Origin of the sequence: Pseudomonas mandelii (assembly GCF_006438925.1) — a bacterium.
In the GTDB taxonomy this organism is placed as follows: domain Bacteria; phylum Pseudomonadota; class Gammaproteobacteria; order Pseudomonadales; family Pseudomonadaceae; genus Aquipseudomonas; species Aquipseudomonas mandelii_C.
Genome location: NZ_RCZA01000003.1, coordinates 421,597 through 447,622, shown reverse-complemented (window position 1 = coordinate 447,622; position 26,026 = coordinate 421,597). Strand labels below are relative to the sequence as shown.

Genomic DNA, 26,026 nt, shown 5'->3' with positions numbered 1-26,026 from the left:
CAGCATTTTGTGACAGAAAAAATAACGCTCAGTGTGCGCCTGTTTAATGTCCGGACACCCGGCCCGACGCTCGGGTGCAGCCGCCCGTACCGTTTCGGGTGATGTCGCGGCCCGTTTAGGCTAGAATGCACGGCCTCAAAGCACACCCCTTCCCGAGGCTGTCCCGAAGATGTTGATCCTGCGCGGCGCTCCTGCCCTTTCTGCCTTTCGCCACAGCAAACTCCTTGAGCAACTGAGCCAGAAAGTTCCGGCTGTCAGTGGCTTGTATGCTGAATTCGCTCACTTCGCCGAAGTTACCGGCGTCCTGACCGGCGACGAACAGCAGGTGCTCGCGCGCCTTCTGAAGTACGGCCCAAGTGTTCCGGTACAAGAGCCGACCGGTCGTCTGTTCCTGGTGTTGCCGCGTTTCGGCACCATCTCGCCATGGTCCAGTAAAGCCAGCGACATCGCTCGCAACTGCGGCCTGAGCAAAATCCAGCGCCTGGAGCGCGGCATCGCGTTCTACGTCGCCGGCCAGTTCAGCGACGCCGAAGCGCAGCTGATCTCAGGCGCACTGCACGACCGCATGACCCAGATCGTCCTCGGCAACCTTGAACAAGCCGCCGGCCTGTTTAGCCACGCCGAACCGAAGCCGCTGACCGCGATCGACGTGTTGGGTGGCGGCCGCGCCGCGCTGGAAAAAGCCAACACCGAGCTGGGCCTGGCCCTGGCCGAAGACGAAATCGACTACCTGGTCGACGCCTTCGTCGGCTTGAAGCGCAACCCGCACGACATCGAACTGATGATGTTCGCCCAGGCGAACTCCGAGCACTGCCGTCACAAGATCTTCAACGCCAGTTGGGACATCGACGGTCAGAGCCAGGAAAAAAGCCTGTTCGGCATGATCAAGAACACCTACGTGATGCACAGCGAAGGCGTTTTGTCGGCTTATAAGGACAACGCTTCGGTGATCGTCGGTAACGTCGCCGGTCGTTTCTTCCCGGACCCTGAAACCCGCCAGTACGGCGCGGTGCAGGAACCGGTGCACATCCTGATGAAAGTCGAAACGCACAACCACCCGACCGCGATTGCCCCGTTCCCGGGCGCGTCCACCGGTTCCGGTGGCGAGATTCGCGACGAAGGTGCCACCGGTCGCGGTGCCAAGCCAAAGGCTGGCCTGACCGGTTTTACCGTGTCCAACCTGCAAATCCCGGGCTTCGAACAGCCGTGGGAAGTGCCGTACGGCAAGCCTGAGCGCATCGTTACCGCGCTGGACATCATGATCGAAGGCCCACTGGGTGGCGCCGCGTTCAACAACGAATTCGGTCGTCCGGCCCTGACCGGTTACTTCCGTACCTTCGAACAGTCGATCACCACCCCGCGTGGCGACGAAGTTCGCGGCTACCACAAGCCGATCATGCTGGCTGGCGGTATGGGTAATATCCGTGCCGAACACGTACAGAAAGGCGAGATCACCGTCGGCTCCAAGCTGATCGTCCTCGGCGGCCCGGCCATGCTCATCGGCCTGGGCGGCGGCGCGGCTTCCTCCATGGCCACCGGCACCAGCTCGGCAGACCTGGACTTCGCTTCCGTACAGCGCGAAAACCCGGAAATGGAACGTCGCTGCCAGGAAGTCATCGACCGTTGCTGGCAGTTGGGTGAGCACAACCCGATCAGCTTCATCCACGACGTCGGCGCGGGCGGTCTGTCCAACGCCTTCCCGGAACTGGTCAACGATGGCGACCGTGGCGGTCGCTTCGAACTGCGCAACATTCCAAACGACGAGCCGGGCATGGCCCCGCACGAAATCTGGAGTAACGAATCCCAGGAACGCTACGTTCTGGCGGTCGGTCCGGCTGACTTCGAACGCTTCCAGGCGATCTGCGAACGCGAGCGTTGCCCGTTTGCCGTCGTCGGCGAAGCCACTGCCGAGCCGCAACTGACGGTCACCGACAGTCACTTCGGCAACAGCCCGGTGGACATGCCACTCGAAGTGCTGCTGGGCAAAGCCCCGCGCATGCACCGTTCGGCCGTTCGCGAAAACGAAATGGGCGACGATTTCGATCCGTCGACCCTGGAGATCGCAGACTGCGTCGAACGCGTTCTGCATCACCCGGCCGTGGCCAGCAAAAGCTTCCTGATCACCATCGGCGACCGCACCATCACCGGCCTCGTGGCCCGTGATCAGATGGTCGGCCCATGGCAGGTTCCGGTAGCCGACGTTGCCGTCACCGCCACCAGCTTCGATGTGTACACCGGTGAAGCCATGGCCATGGGCGAGCGCACTCCGCTGGCTCTGCTGGACGCTCCGGCGTCGGGCCGCATGGCCATCGGCGAAACCCTGACCAACATCGCGGCTTCGCGCATCAACAAGATCTCCGACATCAAACTGTCGGCCAACTGGATGTCCGCTGCCGGTCACCCGGGCGAAGACGCGCGTCTGTACGACACCGTGAAAGCGGTCGGCATGGAACTGTGCCCGGACCTGGGCATTACCATTCCGGTGGGCAAGGACTCCATGTCCATGGCCACCCGCTGGAACGACGAAGGCGTCGACAAGACCGTGACCTCGCCGATGTCCCTGATCGTGACCGGTTTCGCGCCTGTGGCTGACATCCGTCAGACCCTGACGCCGGAACTGCGCATGAACAAAGGCACCACCGACCTGATCCTGATCGATCTGGGCCGTGGCCAGAACCGCATGGGCGCCTCGATCCTGGCCCAGGTTCACGGCAAGCTCGGCTCGCAAGCGCCGGACGTCGACGATGCCGAAGATCTCAAAGCCTTCTTCGCCGTGATCCAGGGCCTCAACGCCGACGGTCACCTGCTGGCTTACCACGACCGTTCCGACGGTGGTCTGTTGACCAGCGTTGTGGAAATGGCCTTCGCCGGTCACTGCGGACTGAGCCTGAACCTCGACGGTCTGGCAGAAACCTCCGCCGACATCCCCGCAATCCTGTTCAACGAAGAACTGGGCGCCGTGATCCAGGTTCGCCAGGACGCTACTCCAGACATCCTCGCGCAGTTCAGCGCTGCTGGCCTGGGCGAGTGCGTGTCGGTGATCGGTCAGCCGATGAACAACGGCCAGATCAACATCACCTTCAACGGCGAAACCGTGTTCGAAGGTCAGCGTCGTCTGCTGCAGCGTACATGGGCTGAAACCAGCTACCAGATCCAGCGTCTGCGTGATAACGCCGACTGCGCCGAACAAGAGTTCGACGTGCTGCTGCAAGAAGACAACCCGGGCCTGAGCGTCAAGCTGAGCTACGACGTCAACCAGGACGTCGCCGCGCCTTACATCAAGAAAGGCATCCGCCCACAGGTTGCCGTACTGCGTGAGCAGGGCGTCAACGGTCAGGTGGAAATGGCGGCCGCGTTCGACCGCGCCGGTTTCAACGCGATCGACGTGCACATGAGCGACATTCTGGCCGGCCGTGTCGACCTGAACGAGTTCAAAGGTCTGGTCGCTTGCGGTGGTTTCTCCTACGGCGACGTACTGGGTGCCGGCGAAGGCTGGGCCAAGTCTGCGCTGTTCAACAGCCGTGCACGCGATGCGTTCCAGGGCTTCTTCGAACGTAACGACAGCTTCACCCTCGGCGTGTGCAACGGTTGCCAGATGATGTCCAACCTGCACGAGCTGATTCCGGGCAGCGAGTTCTGGCCGCACTTTGTGCGTAACCGTTCCGAGCAGTTCGAAGCGCGCGTGGCGATGGTTCAGGTCCAGGAGTCGAACTCGATCTTCCTGCAAGGCATGGCCGGTTCGCGTATGCCGATCGCCATTGCTCACGGTGAAGGTCATGCCGAGTTCGCCAGCGAAGAAGCGTTGCTGGAAGCCGATCTGTCGGGTTGTGTGGCGATGCGTTTCGTCGACAACCACGGCAAGGTCACCGAAAACTACCCGGCCAACCCGAACGGCTCGCCGCGCGGGATCACCGGTTTGACCAGCCGCGACGGTCGCGTGACGATCATGATGCCTCACCCGGAGCGTGTGTTCCGCGCGGTGCAGAACTCGTGGCGTTCGGAAGACTGGAACGAAGACGCACCCTGGATGCGTATGTTCCGTAATGCTCGGGTCTGGGTAAACTAAAAGCGGGTTAACTAAGCGCTGTGTATAAGCTCAGTTTTTTTGTTCCGGCCAGTCATGTGGAACAGGTCAAAAGTGCCGTATTCGCCGCCGGTGGCGGACGGATCGGCGCGTACGACCATTGCGCCTGGCAAGTGCTCGGCCTCGGCCAGTTTCGCCCGTTGGACGGCAGTCAGCCGTTCATTGGGGAAGCGGGGCAGGTCGAGCAGGTTGAGGAATGGAAGGTTGAGCTTGTGGTCAGTAACGAGTTGATTCGTTCTGTGGTGATGGCTCTGAAGCAGAGTCATCCCTATGAGACGCCGGCTTACGAAGTGTGGCGGTTGGAAGATTTCTGATCTGCCTGCCGCTGAAATGAGAAACCCGCTGAAGTGAATCCAGCGGGTTTTTTATTGCCTGAACAATCAATGAATGCACACACCCCTTGTAGGAGCTGTCGAGTGAAACGAGGCTGCGATCTTTTGATTTTGATTTTTCAAGATCAAAAGATCGCAGCCTCGTTTCACTCGACAGCTCCTACAGAGGGCGTGGGTTAAACCTTGGCACTCACCTCACTGCGATTCACCAACGCCTCCAGTGCATCATTCAAACTCGATGCCTTGTCGCCAATCAGCAGATGCCAAACTCCACCCTCCAACTGACTGACACCCTGGCACCCCAGCGCCTTCAGATCACACTCCGACAACGCCTTGCCATCCGCCAGTTGCAATCGAATCCGGGTCATGGCGATGCAATCCATCTGCAATACGTTCTCGCTACCGCCCAACGCATTCAACCATTGCTGTGCTTCTGAATTCGCCACCGCCGCTGGTTGCGGCGCATCGATCACTGCAGCGGGGGAGGAAATGATCGCGCGCCCCAACGCAGGCATCGCCAAGCGAATCTCATCGGCAATGCTGTCGGCCATCGGCCCGACCACTACCTGCAAACTCCCACCCTTGCCCGGACGCACAACCGCCATCGCACCCAGCGCTTTCAACTCCGCATCGTTTGCCTTGTTGCGATCCACCATGTCCAGCCGCAACCGAGTGGTGCACGCACCCACGGTGATCAAATTCTGCGCACCACCCAGCGCCTTGATGTAAGCCCCGGCCCGTTCATTCTCGGCGACGACTACTTTGTCGCCATTCAGAACATCTTCTCGCCCCGGCGTTTTCAAGTTGAACCGACGAATGCAGAAATCAAACACCACGTAGTAGATCACCGCATAGGCCAGGCCGACCGGTACCATCAACCAGCCGTTGGTGGATTTTCCCCAGCCGAGAATCATGTCGATCAAACCACCGGAAAACGTAAACCCGAGATGGATATTCAACAGGTTGGTGATCGCCATCGACAGCCCGGTCAGCAACGCATGCACGAGATAAAGCAGTGGCGCGAGGAACATGAAGGCGAATTCGATCGGCTCAGTTACCCCCGTCAAAAATGACGTCAGGGCCATCGACAGAAAGATCCCGCCCATGACCTTGCGGCGTTCCGGCAACGCATTGCGGTACATCGCCAGGCACGCGGCGGGCAGGCCGAAGATCATCATCGGGAACATGCCGGTCATGAACTGGCCGCCTTTGGGGTCACCCGCGAAGTAGCGCGACAGGTCGCCGGTGACAATGGCGCCTGTGGTCTGGTCGGTAAAGTTACCGAAGACGAACCACGCCATGTTGTTGAGGATGTGGTGCAGCCCGGTGACGATCAGCAGGCGGTTGAAAACGCCAAAGACGAACGCGCCGAAGCTGCCGCTTTCCATCATCAACGTGCCGAAGCTGTTGATCCCGTGTTGGATGGGCGGCCAGATCAAGCCAAAGATGACACCCAGGCCGACGGCGGCGAACCCGGTGACAATTGGCACGAAGCGCCGGCCGCCAAAGAATGCCAGGTACTCCGGCAGTTTGATGTCCTTGAAACGGTTGTACAGCGCGCCCGCCATCAAGCCGCTGACGATCCCGGCGAGCATGCCCATGTTGATGCTCGCGTCGAGCACCTTGAGGGTGGAGATCATCACCAGGTAGCCAATCACCCCGGCCAACCCGGCGGTGCCGTTGTTGTCCTTGGCGAAACCGACTGCGATGCCGATGGCGAAGATCATCGCCAGGTTGGCGAAGATGACTTGGCCGGCGTCGTGGATGATCGCGATGTTCAGCAGGTCGGTGTCGCCCAGGCGCAGCAACAGGCCGGCGATCGGCAGGATCGCGATCGGCAGCATCAGCGCGCGGCCGAGGCGTTGCAGGCCTTCGATGAAGTAGTGGTACATGGCGGATCTCCGTGGATTCTTGTTGTTTTCAGCTCAGAGGCCATTGCTGGTGACAGGCGTGACGCACAGCCGCGGCGCTGCTCAAACTGAGCAGGCCCTGGCAGAGGCGTCGGCATTCGCTCGCGTCGAGGTGGCGGACGCGGTCCTTGATTTCACCGATCTGCACCGGGCTGACCGACAACTCGCTGACGCCCAGGCCGATCAGTACCGGCGTGGCCAGTGGATCGGAGGCAAGCGCGCCGCAGACACCGACCCAACGGTTATGCACCGCAGCACCGGCGCAGGTATGGGCGATCAATCGCAGCAATGCCGGGTGCATGGCGTCGACCCGCGAAGCGAGGCCAGCGTGGTCGCGGTCCATGGCCAGGGTGTATTGCGACAAGTCGTTGGTGCCGATCGACAGGAAGTCCGCGTGTTCGGCCAGTTGCTTGGCCAGCAGTGCGGCGGCGGGGACTTCGATCATCACGCCCAGCTCCGGACGCTCAAGCACACCGAGTTCAGAGCACAACGCGTCGAGGCGTTGGCGGATGTGCAGCAACTCATCGACTTCGGTCACCATCGGCAACAGGATCCGGCAACGCGAAAGCGGGCTGACATGCAGCAAGGCGCGCAGTTGCTGATCGAGGATTTCCGGACGGACCTGAGCCAGGCGAATGCCGCGCAGGCCAAGCACGGGATTGGCCTCAGCCGGCAGCGGCAAATAGTCGAGTTGTTTGTCGCCGCCAACGTCGATGGTGCGAATGATCACCGACTTGTCGCCCATGGCGTCGAGCACGGCTTGATAAGCAACGCGCTGTTCCTCTTCGTCCGGTGCGGTGTTGCGATCCACAAACAAAAACTCGGTACGCAGCAAACCGACGCCGTCGGCGCCATTGGCCAAGGCATCAGCCGCTTCAGCGCTGGAGGCCACATTGGCGGCGACTTCAATCTGCAAACCGTCGAGCGTCAGCGCCGGGGTGTGAGCCTGAGCCTGTTGCTCGGCGCGGCGCTGTTGATGATCGAGTTGCGCCTGATGCACGTCGGCCAATCGTTCGGCACTTGGCATCAGTTCGAGGCGACCGCCATCGGCATCCAGCACGACCGCTTGGCCTTGCTGCTGATCCAGCAGGGTCGGGCCCAGTGCAACCATGCATGGCAAGCCTTTGCCACGCGCGAGAATCGCCACGTGGGAAGTCGCGCCGCCCTCGGCCATGCACAACCCGGCGACGCCTTGCTGACTGAGTTGCAGCAGATCGGACGGCGTCAGTTCATGCGCGGCGACGATGGCGCCGGCCGGCACGTCGTAGTGCCAGGTTTCGCCGAGCAGGGCACGCAGCACGCGTTGTTTGAGGTCGCGCAGATCGTTGGCACGTTCGGCCAACAGCGGGCTGCCGAGTTGCTGGAGAACCTCGCACTGCACGTCGATCGATTGGCTCCAGGCGTGGGTTGCGGCCATGCCCTGGTCGATGGAAGTGTTCGCAGCGTTCAGCAGCGCCGGGTCTTCGAGCAAGGCGAGGTGCGCGGCGAAGATCGCTTCTTCGTCGGTGTTTTTATGTTTCCTGGCTTGGGCCAGCGTGTGGTCGATTTCGCTGCGCACAACGGTCAGCGCGGTGTCGAGGGTTTGCAGTTGTTGCTCGGGATCATGGTTGCCGGCGTCCACCGGCAGGCTGATTGCGGTCAAGCGGAACAACGGCCCGCCAACCAAACCCGGGGCTGCACAAACACCGTGCAGTACGCCCGCTTCGGCAGCTCGAGTGCGTCGGGCAATCGGTGTCGGCGTGGCGGCGTGGCTGTCTTCAGCCAGCGCTGTGGATAACGCGATCAGCAACGCTTGCAACGCGGCTTCGGCGTCCGGCCCCTGGCAGCTGACCTGAACCTCGTCCTGCTCGCCGACGGCCAAACCCATCAGCCCGATCAAGCTGTCACAGGTCGCCGATTTGCCGGCGAAATGCAGCTGCGATTTGCTCTTGAAACCTTGCGCTGTCTGACGGATCAGCGCTGCCGGACGAGCATGCAGCCCGCCGCGATGGGCGATGCGAACGTAGCCATGAATTGCTTCCCCGGAGAGCTCCGCTTCAGCCTGCGCACCCGACGCGTGCCGACGAATGATGTGCAGCAATGGCTCGCCAACTTTCACCGACTTCAGCGTGATCGGCCGCGCCTGAAAGTCTTGGCTATTGGTCAGGATCATCAAGCTGACCAGGCTTTTGCACTGTTGCGCGACCTTGTCCAGGTCGTAGCGCAACAGCGGCTGGCCGTTGCTGACCCGCGCACCTTCCTTGACCAGCATCGAGAAGCCTTCGCCCTGCAACTCGACCGTGTCGAGGCCCAGGTGCAGCAGCAATTCGGCGCCGTTGTCGGCGCGCAAGGTAACGGCGTGGCCGGTGCGCGCGACGTGCACCACGACGCCGGCGCACGGGGCGTGGAGGGTGTCGTTCAGCGGGTCGATGGCGATCCCGTCGCCCATGGCGCCGCTGGCGAACACCGGGTCCGGGACTTTGGCAAGCGTGAGCACCGGGCCGCTGAGCGGGGCGCTGAGGGTCAGCTCTTTATTATTGTTGTGCATGGCTCGGTCTCATTAAAAATTCGGATCAACTCGCCTGCCCTTTGTAGGAGCTGTCGAGTGAAACGAGGCTGCGATCTTTTGATCTTGCCTTTGAAAATCAACGTCAAAAGATCGCAGCCTCGTTTCACTCGACAGCTCCTACAGGGGATGCATTTGTCATTTGATTCAGTGGGTGCGCGTCACTTTGCTCAAGTGACGCGGCTGGTCCGGGTCCATGCCTCGGGCGACGGCCAAACCGGCGGCCATGACGTAGAAACTCTGGATGGCCAGAATCGGGTCGAGGGCCGGGTGCTCGGCGCGGGTCAGGGTGAGGTCGCGTTCGGCAACGTCATCCGGTGCGGCCAGCAATACGCGGGCACCGCGCTGGCGCATGTCGGCGGCGAGGCTCAGCAAACCGGCTTGCTCGGCGCCGCGAGGGGCGAAGATCAGCAGTGGATAATTTTCGTCGATCAACGCCATCGGGCCGTGACGGACCTCGGCGCTGCTGAAGGCTTCAGCCTGGATCGCCGAGGTTTCCTTGAATTTCAACGCGGCTTCCTGGGCGATGGCGAAACCGGGGCCACGGCCGATCACCATCAGGCGCTGGCAATCGCGCAAGGCATCGATGGCCAGGCTCCAGTCCTGTTTTGCCGCCTCGCGCAAACCTTCCGGCAGTGAGAGGCCGGCCTCCAGCAATGGCGTGTCCTCTTTCCAGTGGGCGATCAGACGGGCGCTGGCGCTGAGGGTGGCGATAAAACTCTTGGTTGCGGCGACGCTGCTTTCGGTGCCTGCGCACAGCGGCAGGCTGAACTCACACGCGGCCTCCAGCGGCGAACTCTCGGCGTTGACCATCGAGATGCTCAGGGCGCCGCGCTTGCGCAGCAGACGCATGCTGTTCACCAGATCGGGACTTTGCCCGGACTGCGAAAAGGCGAACGCCACTTGGCCGCTGACCTTCAGCGGCGCTTGCAGCATGGTCACCACCGACATCGGCAACGACGCCACCGGGAAGCCCAACTGCTGCATGGTCAGGTAGGCGAAGTAACTGGCGGCATGATCGGAGCTACCGCGAGCGACGGTCATTGCCACTTGTGGTGGCTGACGGCGCAGGCGCCGGGCGATCTCGATCATCTGCGGGTCGAGTTGCTGCAATTGGGCTTGCACGGCCTCGAACGAGGACAGCGCCTCTTCAAGCATTTTTGAAGTCAATGTCTTCTCCTTCGACCATGACGGCGGTCAGTGTGAGTGAGCGATCGAGCCGCACGCAGTCAGCCCAGCTGCCGGGTTGCAGGCGCCCGCGTTCGTTGAGGCCGAGGTAGTCGGCGGGGAATTGCGAAAGACGTTGCGAGGCCTCGGCGATCGGCAAACCGATCTTCACCAGATTGCGCAGGGCCTGATCCATGGTCAGCGTGCTGCCGGCCAGCGTGCCGTCGGGCAAGCGCACACCGCCCAGGCATTTGGTCACGGTGTGGCTGCCGAGCTTGTACTCACCGTCGGGCATGCCGGCGGCGGCGGTGGAATCGGTGACGCAATACAGACACGGGATTGAGCGCAGGGCCACACGGATCGCGCCGGGGTGCACGTGTAGCAAGTCCGGAATCAACTCAGCGTATTTGGCGTGAGCCAGTGCCGCGCCGACGATGCCTGGCTCGCGGTGATGCAGCGGGCTCATGGCGTTGTAGAGGTGAGTGAAGCTGCTGGCGCCGGCGTTCAGCGCGGCAACGCCTTCCTCGTAGCTGCCGAGGGTGTGGCCGATTTGCATCCGCACGCCGCGAGCGCTGAGGTCACGGATCAAGGCGTCGTGGCCGGCGATTTCCGGGGCGATGGTGATTACCCGGATCGGTGCCAGTGCCAGATATTCTTCGACTTCGGCCATCAACGCGGTGTGTGCGAAATTCGGTTGGGCGCCGAGTTTGCCGGGGTTGATGTACGGGCCTTCGAGGTGCACGCCGAGGACTCGGGCGCTGCCTTTCGGGCGGCGCTCGCAGTACTCACCAACGGCTTTGAGCACGCTGGAAATTTCTGCAGGCGGCGCGGTCATGGTGGTCGCCAGCAGTGAGGTCGTGCCGAAGCGGACGTGGGTTTTGGTGATGGTCTCGAAGGCTGGCGCACCTTCCATGATGTCTTTTCCGCCGCCGCCATGAACGTGCAGGTCGATGAAACCCGGCAGCAGGTAAGGCAGGTCGTTGTCGGCCGGATCGCACGGTTGGCCTTCGATCGACACGACCTTGCCATGTTCGTGAATCAGCCGGCCGCGAACCCAGCCGTGGGTGGTGAGGATGTTGTCTTCGGACATGATCGGTTCTCGTTTGCTCGTTTAACGCAGCTCTTTATCGACGGAGCTCTCTATCTACGAAGCTCTGCGACAAAGTCGTAGTAGTCGTTGCGGCAATAGGTGTCGGTGACTTCGATCGGCGTGTTGTCTTCCAGGTAACCGACCCGGGTCATCAGCAGCATGGCGGTGCCGGGGGCGATGCCCACCAGGGCGGCGAATTCATCCGAGGCGTTGATCGCCTGAATGTGCTGCAGGGCGCGGACGATCGGCTTGCCGATGCCGTCGAGGTATTCGTACAGGGAGTCGCCCACGGCTTGCGGCTTGGGAATGATCGAGGCGGGCAGGGTGCTCATCTCGATCGCCATCACCGTGTCGTCGGCTTTACGCAGACGCTTGAGCCGCGCGACCTTGTCGTTCGGTGAGAGGCCCAGGCGGATCAGTTCTTCGTGGGTCGGCGGAGTGATTTCACGCTCCAGCCATTGCGAGCCGGGGACAAAGCCCTTCAACCGCAGCATTTCGCTGAAACCCGAGAGGCGCGACAGCGGTTGTTCCAGGCGTGGGGTGATAAAGGTGCCGGAACCCTGGTTGCGGCGGATCAGACCTTGTTCGAACAGAACTTCCAGCGCTTTGCGTGCGGTGACCCGGGAGATGCCCAGCATTTCGCTGAGGTTGCGTTCCGACGGCATGGCCTGTTCGGCTTTCCACTGGCCGGCATGGATCGCCGCTTCCAGATTGCGCGCCAGTTGCAGGTACAACGGCGTGGGCTGGGTGTCGTCAGGGCGTAGGGACTGGAGGTCATTCATGTAGGTTTGGTCCGATGCGGATATAGGATTGTTGTCGCTCGGTGGTGGGGTGAAACCTAATACCACTTAAATACCATGTCAATGCCAGTACTTTGCTATGGGCGCGAGAAGGCCTGCCCGATTGGGTAGACTGAAGGGCGGGAGGTTTGAAGTGGTATTAGAGGTGGGGATTTCAACAGCAAAGATCGCAGCCTTCGGCAGCTCCTACGGGTGAAATTGGTATCTACCCGGTAGGCGCTGCCGAAGGCCGCGATCTTTTGAATTTATTTTTCGAGGAGCGACCGAAGGTAGCCTTTACGGGCGGATTTCGATCATCGTGCCGTCCGGCACCAAACCCCAAACCTCGCGCATATCCATGTTGCGCATGGCAATGCAGCCGTCGGTCCAGTCCAGCGTGTGGAACAGGTCTTCGGGGTTTTCTTCGGTGTCCGGGGTGCCGTGGATCATGATCATGCCACCGGGTTCGACGCCTTCACGCCGGGAGCGTGCGGAGTCACTGATGTTCGGGTAGGAGATGTGCATCGCCAGATTGAATTTATCGCTGACCTTGCGCCAGTCCAGCCAATAGAAACCTTCAGGCGTGCGTTTGTCGCCTTCCATGAGTTTCGGGCCGATGGGTCTTTTTCCCAATGAGATGCGATAGGTCTTGAGCGGCTTGCCGTCATTGATCAATTGCAATTGGTGGGCGGATTTGAGCACCAGGATTTTTTCGATGACTCTGCCGTCCAGGGTTTCAGCGACGGAAGCCTGGGAGACAGCGACGAACGACAAGCAAAACACGGCAAGCAACCAGCGCATTGAAACGATATCCCTAAGAGGTGTCGCGACGATATTAATAGTTATAGGTGTTTTTGCAGGAGCTGCCGCAGGCGGCGATCTTTTAGCGGCTTGCAGAGGTTCCGAATTTAAATCAAGTAATGGCAGGCTGTGCAAGCGGCGGGATCGACTCGGACCGCACGGGGTAGACCTCGGTCTGCCGGTCAGCGAAGAAGCATTCTAAGGTACGGCCCACCGTGCGGAAAGCCAGCTCGGACCAAGGGATGTCGGCTTCTTCGAAAAGCTGTACTTCCAGGCTCTCGGGACCCGCGGCAAAGTCCAGGTCCACCAGCTCGGCGCGGAAGAACACATGCACCTGGCTGATGTGCGGCACGTCGATCAGCGTATAGATGCTCAGGTTGCGCACCCGCGCGCAGGCTTCTTCGGCCGTCTCGCGAATGGCCGCCTGCTCGATGGTTTCACCGTTTTCCATGAAGCCGGCGGGCAGGGTCCAATAACCGAGCCGAGGCTCGATGGCGCGTCGGCACAACAAGACCTTCGAGCCCCAGGTCGCCACGCAACCGGCGACGATATTGGGGTTCTGATAGTGAATCGCCTGACAGCTGTCACAGACAAAACGCAGGCGCGAATCGCCCTCTGGAATGCGTTGGGTCACCGGGTTGCCGCACTGACTGCAAAATTTCATGCTTGGGTTCCTGAATGCTGCGCCTATCTTGGCGTGCGGCGGTGTCTGTCGGCAAGTTGTCGTTTAGCGACATGCAGCGGTTATGGGGTTGGGCGGTCGGTTCGATTGGTGCATGATGCGAGGTAGAGAACAAATCGAGAAGACTCATGCTGGACGAGCTACTGCATCGAGTAAGCAACCACACCCCACGCACAATGGAAACCGACAAACGTTTCCCTGAGGCCGCGGTACTGGTCCCCATCACCCGCAGTGACGAGCCGGAACTGGTTCTGACCCTGCGCGCCAGCGGGCTCTCGACCCATGGCGGCGAAGTCGCCTTTCCCGGCGGGCGACGCGACCCTGAAGACCCGGACCTTATATTCACTGCCCTGCGCGAAGCCGAAGAAGAAATCGGCCTGCCGCCGGGGTTGGTCGAAGTGATCGGCCCGCTGAGCCCGTTGATCTCCCTGCACGGCATCAAGGTCACACCCTATGTCGGTGTGATTCCGGACTTTGTCGAGTACCGGGCCAACGATGCCGAGATTGCCGCAGTCTTCAGCGTACCCCTGGAGTTCTTCCGCAAGGATCCGCGCGAACACACCCATCGCATCGATTACCAGGGTCGCAGTTGGTACGTGCCGAGCTATCGTTATGGCGAGTACAAGATCTGGGGCCTGACGGCGATTATGATCGTCGAGTTGATCAACCTGCTCTATGACGCCAAAATCAGCCTGCACCAGCCACCCAAGACGTTTATCAATACCTGAAGCCATCGCCCGTATGGCGTGAACCCCGCTTTTTGCAAGTGAGCCAGCCTGGCCTGAGGACAATAAGATGAAATATCGCCTGGGCGACGCCCGCGTCGAAACCCATCCGCAGAGCTGGGTCGCACCCAATGCCGTGCTGGTGGGTAAGGTCAAACTGGAAGAGGGCGCCAACGTCTGGTTCAACGCTGTGCTGCGTGGCGACAATGAACTGATCCTGATCGGCAAGAACAGCAACGTCCAGGACGGCACGGTGATGCACACCGACATGGGTTACCCGCTGACCATCGGCACCGGCGTGACCATCGGCCATAACGCCATGCTTCATGGCTGCACGGTGGGCGATTACAGCTTGATCGGGATTAACGCGGTGATCCTCAACGGCGCGAAAATCGGCAAGAACTGCATCATCGGCGCCAACTCCCTGATTGGTGAGGGCAAGGAGATTCCAGACGGTTCGCTGGTCATGGGCTCCCCCGGCAAAGTGGTGCGCGAGCTGACCGAGCCGCAGAAAAAAATGCTGGAGGCCAGCGCTGCTCACTATGTGCATAACTCGCAACGTTATGCCCGCGATCTGGTTGAGCAGGAAGAATGAGCGCCACTGAACGGCCGGTGCTATCGCCCTGCGTGAACATTTGCGCGTTGGACGACGATGACATTTGCACCGGGTGTCAGCGCACGGTGGAAGAGATCACCCGCTGGAGCCGGATGACCAACGACGAGCGCCGCACGGTGTTGGGGTTGTGTCATGAGCGGGCCAAATCGAGTGGCATTCTCTGGATGCTGGGCAAGACACCCGACTTGTAGGAGCTGCCGAGTGCAACGAGGCTGCGATCTTTTGATCTTGCCTCTAAAAACAACGTCAAAAGATCGCAGCCTCGTTGCACTCGTCAGCTCCTACGGTACCCTGTGCGCCAAATTGACAGGTATCCCGCCGCCCCATGTTCTTCCTGATCGCTTACATCAGCAGCGTCGTGCTGATCAACTTCGCCTTTTCCACCGCCCCGCACCTGGACATCATCTGGTCGGCCTGGGGTGGTTTGGTGTTCGTTTTGCGCGACATGGTGCAAACCCGTTTCGGCCATGGCGCGATCGCGGCGATGCTGGCAGCGCTGGTGTTGTCCTACGTGACGTCCGATCCCTCCATCGCGCTGGCCAGCGCCACGGCGTTCGCGGTGTCCGAATGCATCGATTGGCTGGTGTTCAGCATCACCAAACGTCCCTTGCACGACCGCCTGTGGATAAGTTCGGCCCTGAGCATTCCTCTCGATACCTTCATTTTCTTCGGCATGATCGATGCGTTCACTCCAGGTGTGATCCTCACCGCCATGGGCTCGAAGTTCGCCGGCGTGACCGCCGTGTGGTTGATCATGGCCTGGCGCTTGCGCAAGCAGGCCGTCGTCAGCTGAAGCCAAACCCCTCGGTTCATGTAAAATGCCGCGCTTTCTCCCCATGGGACGCGCGCCAGGCGCTGCGACCCTCGATGATCCGCTTCTTGAGGACCTGAGATGACCCGTATCGGAACTCCATTGTCGCCAACCGCGACCCGCGTATTGCTGTGTGGCTGTGGCGAGTTGGGCAAGGAAGTGGTGATCGAGCTGCAACGCCTGGGCGTTGAAGTGATTGCCGTGGATCGCTACGCCAATGCGCCGGCCATGCAAGTAGCCCATCGCAGCCATGTGATCAACATGCTCGACGGCGCCGCCCTGCGTGCGGTGATCGAAGCCGAAAAGCCGCATTTCATCGTGCCGGAAATCGAAGCCATTGCCACCGCGACCCTCGTGGAGCTGGAAGCCGAAGGCTTCACCGTGATCCCGACCGCGCGTGCCGCACAGCTGACCATGAACCGCGAAGGCATCCGTCGCCTGGCCGCCGAAGAGCTGGACCTGCCGACCTCGCCGTACCACTTCGCCGACACCTTTGAGGATTACAGCAAGGCTGTCGAAGACCTCGGCTTCCCATGTGTGGTTAAACCGGTGATGAGCTCGTCGGGCAAAGGCCAGAGCCTGCTGCGTAGCGTCGATGACGTGCAGAAAGCCTGGGATTACGCTCAAGAAGGCGGCCGTGCCGGTAAAGGCCGCGTGATCATCGAAGGCTTTATCGACTTCGACTACGAAATCACCCTGTTGAGCGTGCGTCACGTAGGCGGCACGACGTTCTGCGCGCCAGTGGGTCACCGTCAGGAAAAGGGCGACTATCAGGAATCCTGGCAGCCACAAGCCATGAGCCCGATTGCCCTGGCTGAATCCGAGCGCGTTGCCAAAGCCGTCACTGAAGCCTTGGGTGGCCGTGGTCTGTTTGGTGTTGAGCTGTTCATCAAAGGTGATCAAGTCTGGTTCAGCGAAGTCTCGCCGCGTCCTCATGACACTGGTCTGGTGACGTTGATTTCCCAGGACCTGTCGCAGTTTGCGCTGCACGCACGGGCGATTCTGGGCCTGCCGATTCCATTGATCCGTCAGTTCGGTCCATCGGCTTCGGCGGTGATTCTGGTGGAAGGGCAGTCGACTCAGACGGCTTTCGCCAATCTCGGTGCGGCGTTGAGTGAGCCGGATACGGCGTTGCGTCTGTTCGGCAAGCCTGAGGTGAATGGTCAGCGTCGGATGGGTGTGGCGTTGGCGCGTGATGAATCCATCGAAGCCGCTCGTGCCAAGGCGACCCGTGCTGCTCAGGCTGTCGTGGTCGAGCTGTAAACCGAGGCACGGCTATCGCGAGCAGGCTCACTCCCACAGGGGGACCGCGTTCTTTCTGACAGAACGCGGTCCCCCTGTGGGAGTGAGCCTGCTCGTGATGCTCTTGCTTTTTAAGCCACCCGATTCAGATCGTTATTGCGCGTTTCCTTCAGGCACAGCACAGCAATCAAACTCAGCACCGCCGCCCCTGACACATACCCGCCGACATAACTCAAACCACCCATCGCCACCAGCTTCTGTGCGAAGAACGGCGCTGCCGAGGCCCCGACAATGCCGCCCAGATTGTAGGCCGCCGACGCACCGGTATAGCGTACGTGAGTCGGAAACAGCTCCGGCAGCAGCGCGCCCATCGGCGCAAACGTCACGCCCATCAGAAACAGCTCGATGCACAGGAACAGCGCCACGCCCCAGGTCGAACCTTGGGTCAGCAGCGGCTCCATCAGGAAGCCGGACAGAATCGCCAGCACGCCGCCGATGATCAGCACCGGTTTGCGCCCGTATCGATCACTGGCCCAGGCCGACAGCGGCGTAGCGGCGGCCATGAACAGCACGGCGAAGCACAGCAGCGCGAGGAAGGTTTCGCGGGTGTAGCCGAGCGTCGACACGCCATAGCTCAGCGAAAACACTGTCGAGATATAGAACAGCGCGTAGCACACCACCATCGACCCAGCCCCCAGCAACATCGGCGCCCAATATTGGCTGAGCAACTCGACCAGCGGGATTTTCACCCGCTCCTGGCGAGCCATTGCGTTGGCAAATACCGGGGTTTCGTGAAGCTTGAGGCGCACGTACAGACCCACCATCACCAGCGCGGCACTGAGCAGGAACGGAATCCGCCAGCCCCACGAGCGGAACTGCTCGTCGTTCAGGGTCATGGCCAGCGTAAGAAACAGGCCGTTGGCCGCAAGGAAGCCGATCGAGGGGCCAAGCTGCGGGAACATGCCGAACCAGGCGCGTTTGCCCTTCGGTGCATTCTCCGTCGCCAGCAGCGCCGCGCCGCCCCATTCACCGCCGAGTCCCAGGCCCTGGCCGAAGCGCAGCACGCAAAGCAGGATCGGCGCCCAGGCCCCGATGCTGTCGTAACCTGGTAGCACGCCGATCAGTGTGGTGCACACGCCCATCAGCAGCAGCGAGGCAACCAGCGTCGATTTTCGCCCGATACGGTCGCCAAAGTGACCGAAAAGCGCCGAGCCCAGCGGTCGAGCCAGGAAGGCGATGCCGAAGGTGAGGAACGCCGACAGCATTTGGGCCGTGCCGGAAGTCTGCGGAAAGAATACCGGACCGATCACCAGTGCAGCGGCAGTGGCATAGACGTAGAAGTCGTAGAACTCGATGGCGGTGCCGATGAAACTCGCGGTCGCCACGCGGGTGGCGGAGTTCGTCGGTTGCGCAGGCGCGGTGTCGTTATAAGTCGTGCTGGTCGTCATGCGGTTATCCCTGACAGTCATGTGCCCCAGTGGAGCGAATTATTATGGTCGAACACCCAGGGATGTGGGAGTGAGGCGCGGCCGCTGTTCAAGGTAGGAACAGTCGTCGGTGTGGTGCGGATATTGCCGATGGTCTGGCCGGACCAGCTGCGTGCGGGGTAAGCACGTGGTGCGGTGGGGCTTGGGTAAGCGGCTCGATTATAGGAAGGAGGCTATCGATCGAACAAGGGCATAGATATTGAAAAAGATCGCAGCCTCGCTTTGCTCGACAGCTCCTACAGTTTGGAATGCGTTCCCTTGTAGGAGCTGTCGAGCGAAGCGAGGCTGCGATCTTTTAACTATCTAACGGATAGAGGCAATCGCAGGCGTCGAACTGGTATGCCAGATCAGTACGCGACTGACGCGATTGTCTTCCGTCTCCAGAATCTCCAGCCGATAGCGCCCGATCTTCAGGCATACCGCACTGTCCGGAATCGTCTCCAGCGCCTCCGTCACCAACCCGTTGAGGGTTTTCGGACCGTCGCTCGGCAAGTGCCAGCCCAGGCTCTTGTTCAATTCGCGAATCGACGCCGCCCCTTCGATCACCAGGCGGCCATCGGCCTGTGGATGGATGTGCGGGTTATCCAGGCTGTGCTGGCTTTCGAACTCGCCGACGATTTCTTCGAGAATGTCTTCCAGGGTCACGACACCGAGCACTTCGCCGTACTCGTCGACCACCATGCCCAGGCGTCGCTGTTGTTTGTGGAAGTTCAACAGCTGCAGTTGCAGCGGGGTGCTTTCCGGCACGAAGTAGGGGTCGTGACAGGCTGCCAGCAGTGCTTCTCGGGTCAGACTGGCGTCAGGCAGCAGATGGCGGATCTGCCGGGTATTGAGCACCGCCTCGACCTGGTTGATGTCGCTGTGGAAAACCGGCAAGCGTGTGCGTTTATTGGCGCGAAGCTGCTCAATGATTTCCTCGAGGGAGTCGTCCAGATTGACCCCGTCGACGTCACTGCGTGGCACCAGAATGTCGTTGACCGTGATGTTGTCCAGCGCATGGATGCCTGACAGCGGGTGTGGGCGGCAGGCGGCGTGTTCGTGATCATCGTGCCGATCGTTCGGATCCTCGTCTTCGCTCTGCTGCACCACGTTGACTTTGCGGGCGAACGGTCGCATCAGCAGCTGGCTTATGCCATTGAGCAGCCAGGCGATGGGATAGATGATTTTCAGTGGCGCGCCAAGCAAGGTGTTGCCCAGGGCCAGGACTGTATCCGGATAACGGACGGCGAGGGTGCGCGGCAGGTAGTCGGCAAACACAAGAAGCACGGCGCCAGCCCCCAGGCAGGCCACCCATGGACCGTTTTCCGCCCAGGTGAAAATCGCCAGCAAGGTGCTGATGACCACGACCAGTGCGCGGCACAGGGTGTTGCAGAAGATCAGGCTATTGAGCGCAAAGCTCAGCTTTGCCACTGGCTTGTCGCTCGAGCGCGAAGCGGTCCGCTGGGCGAGCAAGTGCTGTTGTGCAGCTTCGATGGCGGTAAACAGCCCCGACCATAAAATCAGCAGGGCCACTACCGCGAGCATCGGCCCTATGGGCAAGTCGTCCATTAATGCCGCCCGTCAGATATGCAGGATGTATTCACGAACCAGCTTACTGCCGAAATAGGCCAGCATCAGCAGGCAGAAACCGGCGAGGGTCCAGCGAATGGCCTTGTGTCCGCGCCAGCCGAGGCGATTACGGCCCCAGAGCAGCACGCTGAAGACGATCCAGGCGAGACAGGCCAGCAAGGTTTTGTGCACCAGGTGCTGGGCGAACAGGTTTTCGACGAACAGCCAGCCGGAGATCAGCGACAGCGACAGCAGGGTCCAACCGGCCCAGAGGAAACCGAACAGCAGGCTTTCCATGGTTTGCAGCGGCGGGAAGTTCTTGATCAGGCCCGACGGGTGCTTGTGCTTGAGCTGATGGTCTTGAACCAGCAGCAGCAACGCCTGGAATACCGCGATGGTGAACATGCCGTAGGCGAGGATCGACAGCAGGATGTGGGCGAGGATGCCCGGTTCTTCGTCGATGATCTGCACGGTGCCGGCCGGGGCGAACTGTGCGAGCAGCACGGTGGCGGCGCCGAGCGGGAACAGCAATATAAGCAGGTTTTCCACCGGGATCCGCGAGCAGGCCAACAGCGTCAGGGCAATCACCGCGGCGGCAATCAGGCTGGCGGCGCTGAAAAAATCCAGGCCCAGGCCAATCGGTGTCAGCAGGTGGGTGAACAGACTGGCGCTATGAGCCAGCACGGCGAGCACGCCGAGCGTGACCAGCAGGCGTTTGTTCGCCTTGGCACCGGTGGCCAGACGAGTGCCCTGATAGAGGGTCGCAGCGGCATATAAGCAGGCGGCGGCGAGGGTAGTTAGCAAGCTGGGTGACAAGGGGAGCATAAATCCTGTTAGGCAAGCCCGAAAGGCGCTGAGTTTGGCATAGAACCCCCGCAGCACGAAAGACCATGCAACCTGACGACGAGGTGTCCGCCAGACGCAGTCTTCGCTATAATCCGCGACCTGCCCACGCCGCAGGCTCGCCGAGCACATGTTTATTCCGGTCTGGGCCGCCATTATCCCGGTCTACACAGGGCCTGAAAGGATCGCGCAATGTTTGAAAACTTAACCGACCGTCTCTCGCAGACGCTGCGCCATGTCACCGGCAAGGCCAAGCTGACCGAAGACAACATCAAAGACACCCTGCGCGAAGTGCGCATGGCGTTGCTCGAAGCTGACGTCGCCTTGCCGGTCGTCAAGGACTTCGTCAATTCGGTCAAGGAACGCGCCGTCGGCACCGAGGTGTCGCGCAGCCTGACGCCGGGCCAGGCCTTCGTGAAGATCGTCCAGGCCGAACTCGAAAGCCTGATGGGCGCGGCCAACGAAGACTTGAACCTGAGCGCCGTTCCTCCGGCCGTCGTGCTGATGGCCGGTTTGCAAGGTGCGGGTAAAACCACCACCGCCGGCAAGCTCGCGCGCTTCCTCAAAGAGCGCAAGAAGAAGTCGGTCATGGTCGTGTCTGCGGACGTTTACCGTCCGGCAGCGATCAAGCAGCTGGAAATGCTCGCGGGTGAAGTCGGCGTAACCTTCTTCCCGTCCGACCTGAGCCAGAAGCCGGTCGACATCGCGCAAGCAGCCATTAAAGAAGCAAAACTGAAATTCATCGACGTCGTCATCGTCGATACCGCCGGTCGCCTGCACATCGATGAAGAGATGATGGGCGAGATCAAGGCGCTGCATGCCGCGATCAACCCGGTCGAAACGCTGTTCGTGGTCGATGCCATGACCGGTCAGGACGCCGCCAACACGGCCAAGGCCTTTGGCGACGCGCTGCCGCTGACCGGTGTGATCCTGACCAAGGTCGACGGCGACGCCCGTGGCGGTGCTGCACTGTCGGTGCGCGCCATCACCGGCAAGCCGATCAAGTTCATCGGTATGGGCGAGAAGAGCGACGCGCTCGAGCCGTTCCATCCTGAGCGTATTGCTTCACGCATCCTCGGTATGGGTGACGTGCTCAGTCTGATCGAGCAGGCCGAACAGACCCTCGACAAGGACAAGGCCGACAAACTGGCCAAGAAGCTGAAGAAGGGCAAGGGCTTCGACCTCGAAGACTTCCGCGATCAGCTGCAACAGATGAAAAACATGGGTGGCCTCGGCGGCCTCATGGACAAACTGCCAAACATGGGCGGTATGAACCTCGCGCAGATGGGCAACGCCCAGGGCGCGGCAGAGAAACAATTCAAGCAGATGGAAGCCATCATCAATTCCATGACCCCGGCCGAGCGCCGCGACCCTGAGATGATCAGTGGTTCGCGCAAACGCCGGATCGCCATGGGTTCCGGCACTCAGGTGCAGGACATCGGTCGCTTGATCAAGCAGCACAAGCAGATGCAGAAGATGATGAAGAAGTTCTCCGCAAAAGGCGGAATGGCCAAAATGATGCGCGGCATGGGCGGTATGTTGCCCGGCGGCGGCATGCCGAGAATGTAAATAATTTACGCAGGGGCTTGCCCTTGCACCTCCCACACGGAAGTGGGATCTCCAGCAAACCCGCACTTGGCGGGAGCTGACTGGCCGTTTTCAACGACGGCTCTATAGCAAATCTTGATGGCGGCCGATAGGCAGCCGGAAAAAGACATTTGCAAAAGTCCGGATATTCCTTAGAATATGCGGCCTTTCGGGCACCTATGCCCGCTGTGCCTTTAGATTTGCAGCACCGACTACAGGAACGATGTTCACATGCTAACAATCCGTCTTGCCCTTGGCGGCTCCAAAAAGCGCCCGTTTTACCACTTGACCGTAACCGACAGCCGCAACCCGCGCGACGGTTCGCACAAGGAACAGGTTGGTTTCTTCAACCCTGTTGCTCGTGGTCAAGAAGTCCGTCTGTCCGTGAACCAAGAGCGCGTAGCCTACTGGCTGAGCGTTGGTGCACAACCTTCTGAGCGTGTTGCTCAGTTGTTGAAGGACGCGGCTAAGGCTGCGGCCTGAGCAATATGAACGCGACGCCAGCTGTTGCTGATGATTTGATCGTTATCGGCAAAATTTATTCGGTTCATGGCGTTCGCGGCGAAGTGAAGGTGTATTCCTTTACTGATCCGACTGAAAACCTGTTGCAGTACAAAACCTGGACGCTCAAGCGCGAAGGTAATGTGAAACAGGTCGAGCTGGTCAGCGGACGCGGGAACGATAAGTTCCTGGTCGCGAAGCTCAAGGGTCTTGATGATCGTGAAGAAGCGCGTCTTCTGGCCGGTTATGAGATCTGCGTGCCGCGCAACCTGTTCCCTGAATTGACCGACGGCGAGTACTACTGGTACCAGCTGGAAGGTCTGAAGGTTTTTGATCAACTCGGGCAATTGCTCGGGAAAATCGATCATCTTCTGGAAACCGGCGCCAATGATGTAATGGTGGTCAAGCCTTGCGCTGGCAGCCTGGATGATCGCGAACGCCTGTTGCCCTATACGGAGCAATGCGTGTTGGCCGTCGACCTTGCCGCAGGCGAGATGAAGGTGGAATGGGATGCGGACTTCTAAGCGTGGCTAACTTGCGCGTAGAAGTGATCAGTTTGTTTCCCGAGATGTTCTCCGCCATCAGCGAGTACGGCATCACCAGTCGTGCGGTGAAACAGGGGCTCTTGCAGCTCACCTGTTGGAATCCGCGAGACTACACGACGGATCGACATCACACTGTGGACGATCGCCCATTTGGCGGTGGTCCGGGCATGGTGATGAAGATCAAGCCCCTGGAAGATGCGTTGGTTCAGGCCAAGGCAGCAGCCGGGGAGGCGGCGAAGGTAATTTACCTGTCCCCCCAAGGCCGTCAACTGACTCAGTCGGCGGTACGCGAGTTGGCGAATCTGGATGCATTGATCCTGATTGCCGGCCGCTATGAAGGCATTGACGAGCGTTTTATAGAGGCTCATGTCGATGAAGAGTGGTCGATTGGCGACTATGTACTGTCTGGCGGCGAGCTGCCGGCGATGGTCCTGATCGATGCGGTTACACGACTGCTGCCTGGAGCTTTAGGGCATGCGGACTCCGCCGAGGAAGATTCCTTTACGGATGGTTTGCTGGATTGCCCGCATTACACCCGACCGGAGGTGTATGCGGATCAGCGTGTTCCCGACGTGTTGCTAAGTGGCAATCACGCGCATATCCGGCGTTGGCGTTTACAGCAGTCCCTTGGTAGGACCTTTGAACGACGCGCCGATCTTCTGGAAAGCCGCTCGCTTTCTGGAGAAGAGAAGAAGCTGCTCGAGGAATACATCCGCGAGCGGGACGATAGTTAACAACGTATCGATGGTAGATCCGACGATTTACCTTAGGAGCACAGCATGACTAACAAAATCATCCTTGCACTCGAAGCAGAGCAGATGACCAAAGAGATCCCTACCTTTGCCCCGGGCGACACCATTGTCGTTCAGGTGAAAGTGAAGGAAGGCGACCGTTCGCGTCTGCAAGCGTTCGAAGGTGTTGTTATCGCCAAGCGTAACCGCGGCGTAAACAGTGCTTTCACCGTTCGTAAAATCTCCAACGGTGTTGGCGTAGAGCGTACTTTCCAGACCTACAGCCCGCAAATCGACAGCATGGCCGTTAAACGTCGCGGTGACGTACGTAAAGCCAAGCTGTACTACCTGCGTGACCTGTCCGGTAAAGCAGCTCGCATCAAGGAAAAACTGGCTTAAGTCCAGCTTCCGATGCAGAAAAAGCAGCCTGCGCAGACTGTGTGAAAACCTGTCAGTCTGTGCGGTGCTCAAAGAAAATGCTCCGTATCGAAAGATACGGAGCATTTTTCGTTTTGGCTTACATCCAAGGAAAATCCCGGAACCAGACCAGCCTGTTTTCGGTTTCGCTGGAAGAGAAGTCATGTGGTTGATCAATCGGCTCAAGCCAGACTTCGGGACCATCACTGACTTTCGCAAGAGCAGCAAAGCCGCCCGGGCAATGGTCAGCATCCCGTTCATCGGCTAAGTTGTCAGAGTTCGTCCTATAGGCTATTTAAAGGGGGGCATTTCTTGTCTGATCGCTGTTGGGTAACTGCTTTTTATGTTGGTGACCAAAAATATATGATCCTTTAAGGCTGTCGTGAGCAGGTTTAAAGGATCATATATGCAGGGTTGTGTCGGGTTACCCAGGAATTCGTCTGATATTTCCTGGTGTGCTGAGCGAGTGTGTACCGATGCAAGTAACTCCCTTTACGTCAGGAGAGGAAAAAATTAGAGGGTAGCAGCCTTCGGAAGACTTTTTTCCCGCTAAAACTTTCCAGGAAAGTTCGCTGACAAGTTTGCGGAGAACACCGGGTTCGGGATCCAGTTGTAGATAGTCATAGGGGTAGCGCACTTCAACTTCTTGGTCCTTCAGAGAGGAGCCGGTCAGCGCTATGATCTTAATAATGTACTCACTGCCAGGAAGGAGCCCCACATCACTCAGCGCTGCATACGAGATGCCGTTTACCTCAAAAGCCACTTTATGTATGGGGTCATCGGACGGAGGAACAAATGGCAGCGAAGTGGACGTTTCTTGTTCTGGTCCATCGCCCCCTACAATTTTGATGTCAACGTTCGCCATGTCGGTCAATGGCTGAGTGGTAGGTGTATAGGGGATATCTATATAATTGGATTTGAAGCCGATGGTGACGGGCGCCTCATTCTGGTAGCGCCAAGTTGTGCTGTAATCTCTGAAGTTGGGAAAGTAGCTGGGAACGTAAGCTGAAACCCAGGTTTTCTTGCCTACTTGGAAATAAGGCTTCTCATAACAAAAAGATCCAATGAATATTTTTGCTTCGGGTAACGATTCATAGCTGACGGATTTTATTGACTTGTTTTCTAAAGTTGCAGAGATTTCAAGAGTGCCGAGTATCGCAGGTTCAATGGAGACTCGGGTCCAACCGTCGAGTTTGGTGAGTGTTTCTTGAAGGGGAACAGTTGCGCCTTGTGCTCTCCAGAGAACTTTTATGTCTGGTAAGCCCTCTCCTGTGTTGGGGTCAGTAACTTTCAAATAGCTATGTACTTCCCTGGGTCGATGTACGTATTTTTGAGAGATTTGCATAAAATATATTTTTGCTTGATCGCTGATCGAGTTCATTTCTTTTACCCCTGTCATGAAATAGGGTGTTTATGGTTTTAATTTTGAATGTGCACTACCAGAAGTAGTTGGCGGTACCATTCGAGTATTAAATCGTGGTACGTGGGGCGTCTACTGTCAGAAGTGACAGTCCTGATGAGCGGTTGCTCGCATCATTGAACAGCAGGGGGATTTGACGAGCGGTTCCGTCGTTCAGGGGTGA

Annotated in this window: 23 protein-coding genes; 12 read left to right on the top strand and 11 right to left on the bottom strand. The window is 59.5% G+C overall.

Going from position 1 to position 26,026, the window contains the following annotated elements; genetic code table 11:
* The first annotated feature begins 169 nt into the window (after nucleotides 1-169).
* On the top strand, nucleotides 170-4,066 hold the full coding sequence (purL, locus tag EAH74_RS09155) for a phosphoribosylformylglycinamidine synthase (RefSeq protein ID WP_140677773.1): 3,897 nt from the start codon (nucleotides 170-172) through the stop codon (nucleotides 4,064-4,066).
* Between the two features lie 20 nt (nucleotides 4,067-4,086).
* Entirely contained in the window at nucleotides 4,087-4,398 is a 312-nt protein-coding gene (locus EAH74_RS09150) for a YqfO family protein (RefSeq protein WP_140677771.1), read from the top strand.
* A 194-nt stretch (nucleotides 4,399-4,592) separates the two neighbouring features.
* On the opposite strand, the gene nagE is transcribed toward EAH74_RS09150, so the two are convergent.
* From nagE to EAH74_RS09115, 7 genes are all read right to left on the bottom strand, one after another.
* Complete coding sequence (nagE, locus tag EAH74_RS09145) at nucleotides 4,593-6,308, bottom strand: N-acetylglucosamine-specific PTS transporter subunit IIBC (protein WP_140677769.1); 1,716 nt, start codon at nucleotides 6,306-6,308, stop codon at nucleotides 4,593-4,595.
* A gap of 28 nt (nucleotides 6,309-6,336) precedes the next feature.
* Nucleotides 6,337-8,853 carry a phosphoenolpyruvate--protein phosphotransferase gene (gene ptsP, locus EAH74_RS09140; protein WP_140677768.1) on the bottom strand — a complete coding sequence of 839 codons (2,517 nt, stop codon included), beginning with the start codon at nucleotides 8,851-8,853 and terminating at the stop codon, nucleotides 6,337-6,339.
* Between the two features lie 165 nt (nucleotides 8,854-9,018).
* Entirely contained in the window at nucleotides 9,019-10,041 is a 1,023-nt protein-coding gene (locus tag EAH74_RS09135; RefSeq protein ID WP_140677766.1) for an SIS domain-containing protein, read from the bottom strand.
* Complete coding sequence (nagA, locus tag EAH74_RS09130; RefSeq protein WP_140677764.1) at nucleotides 10,022-11,128, bottom strand: N-acetylglucosamine-6-phosphate deacetylase; 1,107 nt, start codon at nucleotides 11,126-11,128, stop codon at nucleotides 10,022-10,024. Before nagA ends, EAH74_RS09135 begins: the two co-directional genes overlap by 20 nt.
* 50 nt (nucleotides 11,129-11,178) lie before the next feature.
* Nucleotides 11,179-11,910 (bottom strand): GntR family transcriptional regulator, encoded by a 732-nt coding sequence (locus tag EAH74_RS09125; RefSeq protein ID WP_140677762.1) that lies wholly within the window; start codon nucleotides 11,908-11,910, stop codon nucleotides 11,179-11,181.
* Between the two features lie 294 nt (nucleotides 11,911-12,204).
* Nucleotides 12,205-12,708 carry a L,D-transpeptidase family protein gene (locus EAH74_RS09120; RefSeq protein ID WP_140677760.1) on the bottom strand — a complete coding sequence of 168 codons (504 nt, stop codon included), beginning with the start codon at nucleotides 12,706-12,708 and terminating at the stop codon, nucleotides 12,205-12,207.
* Nucleotides 12,709-12,820: 112 nt separating this feature from the next.
* Complete coding sequence (locus EAH74_RS09115) at nucleotides 12,821-13,372, bottom strand: NUDIX hydrolase (protein ID WP_140677758.1); 552 nt, start codon at nucleotides 13,370-13,372, stop codon at nucleotides 12,821-12,823.
* Between the two features lie 146 nt (nucleotides 13,373-13,518).
* Here EAH74_RS09115 and EAH74_RS09110 point away from each other — a divergent pair, with 146 nt between their 5' ends.
* The 5 genes from EAH74_RS09110 (at nucleotide 13,519) to purT (ending at nucleotide 16,805) form a co-directional block, all read left to right on the top strand.
* Nucleotides 13,519-14,118 (top strand): CoA pyrophosphatase, encoded by a 600-nt coding sequence (locus tag EAH74_RS09110; protein WP_140677756.1) that lies wholly within the window; start codon nucleotides 13,519-13,521, stop codon nucleotides 14,116-14,118.
* 67 nt (nucleotides 14,119-14,185) lie between these two features.
* On the top strand, nucleotides 14,186-14,710 hold the full coding sequence (locus EAH74_RS09105; protein ID WP_007954617.1) for a gamma carbonic anhydrase family protein: 525 nt from the start codon (nucleotides 14,186-14,188) through the stop codon (nucleotides 14,708-14,710).
* A complete protein-coding gene (locus EAH74_RS09100; protein ID WP_046048197.1) occupies nucleotides 14,707-14,922 on the top strand; it encodes a DUF1289 domain-containing protein in 216 nt (71 codons plus the stop codon). Before EAH74_RS09105 ends, EAH74_RS09100 begins: the two co-directional genes overlap by 4 nt.
* A gap of 134 nt (nucleotides 14,923-15,056) precedes the next feature.
* A complete protein-coding gene (locus EAH74_RS09095; RefSeq protein ID WP_140677754.1) occupies nucleotides 15,057-15,524 on the top strand; it encodes a preQ0 transporter in 468 nt (155 codons plus the stop codon).
* A gap of 99 nt (nucleotides 15,525-15,623) precedes the next feature.
* A complete protein-coding gene (purT, locus tag EAH74_RS09090; protein WP_140677752.1) occupies nucleotides 15,624-16,805 on the top strand; it encodes a formate-dependent phosphoribosylglycinamide formyltransferase in 1,182 nt (393 codons plus the stop codon).
* Between the two features lie 110 nt (nucleotides 16,806-16,915).
* Here the strand turns inward: purT and EAH74_RS09085 are convergent, their stop codons facing one another.
* From EAH74_RS09085 to EAH74_RS09075, 3 genes are all read right to left on the bottom strand, one after another.
* Nucleotides 16,916-18,232, bottom strand: a complete 1,317-nt coding sequence (locus EAH74_RS09085) for an MFS transporter (RefSeq protein WP_033056397.1) — start codon at nucleotides 18,230-18,232, stop codon at nucleotides 16,916-16,918.
* Between the two features lie 342 nt (nucleotides 18,233-18,574).
* The gene (locus EAH74_RS09080; protein WP_140677751.1) at nucleotides 18,575-19,819 is read right to left on the bottom strand and encodes a transporter associated domain-containing protein; all 1,245 of its coding nucleotides are present in this window, start codon (nucleotides 19,817-19,819) and stop codon (nucleotides 18,575-18,577) included.
* A gap of 12 nt (nucleotides 19,820-19,831) precedes the next feature.
* Nucleotides 19,832-20,644 carry a cytochrome C assembly family protein gene (locus EAH74_RS09075; protein WP_140677750.1) on the bottom strand — a complete coding sequence of 271 codons (813 nt, stop codon included), beginning with the start codon at nucleotides 20,642-20,644 and terminating at the stop codon, nucleotides 19,832-19,834.
* Between the two features lie 210 nt (nucleotides 20,645-20,854).
* On the opposite strand from EAH74_RS09075, the gene ffh reads away from it, so the two are divergent.
* From ffh to rplS, 5 genes are all read left to right on the top strand, one after another.
* Nucleotides 20,855-22,231, top strand: a complete 1,377-nt coding sequence (gene ffh / locus EAH74_RS09070) for a signal recognition particle protein (RefSeq protein ID WP_074879887.1) — start codon at nucleotides 20,855-20,857, stop codon at nucleotides 22,229-22,231.
* 249 nt (nucleotides 22,232-22,480) lie between these two features.
* Nucleotides 22,481-22,732 (top strand): 30S ribosomal protein S16, encoded by a 252-nt coding sequence (gene rpsP, locus EAH74_RS09065; protein WP_007944872.1) that lies wholly within the window; start codon nucleotides 22,481-22,483, stop codon nucleotides 22,730-22,732.
* Between the two features lie 5 nt (nucleotides 22,733-22,737).
* Nucleotides 22,738-23,274, top strand: coding sequence for a ribosome maturation factor RimM (rimM, locus tag EAH74_RS09060; RefSeq protein ID WP_140677748.1), 537 nt, complete (start codon nucleotides 22,738-22,740; stop codon nucleotides 23,272-23,274).
* Nucleotides 23,256-24,029, top strand: coding sequence for a tRNA (guanosine(37)-N1)-methyltransferase TrmD (gene trmD, locus EAH74_RS09055; protein WP_154503229.1), 774 nt, complete (start codon nucleotides 23,256-23,258; stop codon nucleotides 24,027-24,029). The genes rimM and trmD overlap by 19 nt, the downstream gene beginning before the upstream one ends.
* A 45-nt stretch (nucleotides 24,030-24,074) precedes the next feature.
* Entirely contained in the window at nucleotides 24,075-24,425 is a 351-nt protein-coding gene (gene rplS, locus EAH74_RS09050) for a 50S ribosomal protein L19 (RefSeq protein WP_003175895.1), read from the top strand.
* 442 nt (nucleotides 24,426-24,867) lie between these two features.
* On the opposite strand, the gene EAH74_RS09045 is transcribed toward rplS, so the two are convergent.
* Nucleotides 24,868-25,824, bottom strand: a complete 957-nt coding sequence (locus EAH74_RS09045) for a hypothetical protein (protein WP_140677747.1) — start codon at nucleotides 25,822-25,824, stop codon at nucleotides 24,868-24,870.
* Nucleotides 25,825-26,026 lie beyond the last annotated feature (202 nt).

Coding starts and splice junctions, on each gene's coding strand:
- purL (WP_140677773.1), top strand. CDS start 170: ATGTTGATCCTGCGCGGCGCTCCTGCCCTTTCTGCCTTTCGCCACAGC.
- EAH74_RS09075 (WP_140677750.1), bottom strand. CDS start 20,644: ATGCTCCCCTTGTCACCCAGCTTGCTAACTACCCTCGCCGCCGCCTGC.
- EAH74_RS09045 (WP_140677747.1), bottom strand. CDS start 25,824: ATGAACTCGATCAGCGATCAAGCAAAAATATATTTTATGCAAATCTCT.
- EAH74_RS09095 (WP_140677754.1), top strand. CDS start 15,057: ATGTTCTTCCTGATCGCTTACATCAGCAGCGTCGTGCTGATCAACTTC.
- EAH74_RS09080 (WP_140677751.1), bottom strand. CDS start 19,819: ATGGACGACTTGCCCATAGGGCCGATGCTCGCGGTAGTGGCCCTGCTG.
- nagE (WP_140677769.1), bottom strand. CDS start 6,308: ATGTACCACTACTTCATCGAAGGCCTGCAACGCCTCGGCCGCGCGCTG.
- EAH74_RS09110 (WP_140677756.1), top strand. CDS start 13,519: ATGCTGGACGAGCTACTGCATCGAGTAAGCAACCACACCCCACGCACA.
- rplS (WP_003175895.1), top strand. CDS start 24,075: ATGACTAACAAAATCATCCTTGCACTCGAAGCAGAGCAGATGACCAAA.
- rpsP (WP_007944872.1), top strand. CDS start 22,481: ATGCTAACAATCCGTCTTGCCCTTGGCGGCTCCAAAAAGCGCCCGTTT.
- purT (WP_140677752.1), top strand. CDS start 15,624: ATGACCCGTATCGGAACTCCATTGTCGCCAACCGCGACCCGCGTATTG.
- EAH74_RS09100 (WP_046048197.1), top strand. CDS start 14,707: ATGAGCGCCACTGAACGGCCGGTGCTATCGCCCTGCGTGAACATTTGC.
- EAH74_RS09125 (WP_140677762.1), bottom strand. CDS start 11,910: ATGAATGACCTCCAGTCCCTACGCCCTGACGACACCCAGCCCACGCCG.
- EAH74_RS09085 (WP_033056397.1), bottom strand. CDS start 18,232: ATGACGACCAGCACGACTTATAACGACACCGCGCCTGCGCAACCGACG.
- rimM (WP_140677748.1), top strand. CDS start 22,738: ATGAACGCGACGCCAGCTGTTGCTGATGATTTGATCGTTATCGGCAAA.
- EAH74_RS09120 (WP_140677760.1), bottom strand. CDS start 12,708: ATGCGCTGGTTGCTTGCCGTGTTTTGCTTGTCGTTCGTCGCTGTCTCC.
- EAH74_RS09115 (WP_140677758.1), bottom strand. CDS start 13,372: ATGAAATTTTGCAGTCAGTGCGGCAACCCGGTGACCCAACGCATTCCA.
- trmD (WP_154503229.1), top strand. CDS start 23,256: ATGGGATGCGGACTTCTAAGCGTGGCTAACTTGCGCGTAGAAGTGATC.
- nagA (WP_140677764.1), bottom strand. CDS start 11,128: ATGTCCGAAGACAACATCCTCACCACCCACGGCTGGGTTCGCGGCCGG.
- ptsP (WP_140677768.1), bottom strand. CDS start 8,853: ATGCACAACAATAATAAAGAGCTGACCCTCAGCGCCCCGCTCAGCGGC.
- ffh (WP_074879887.1), top strand. CDS start 20,855: ATGTTTGAAAACTTAACCGACCGTCTCTCGCAGACGCTGCGCCATGTC.
- EAH74_RS09105 (WP_007954617.1), top strand. CDS start 14,186: ATGAAATATCGCCTGGGCGACGCCCGCGTCGAAACCCATCCGCAGAGC.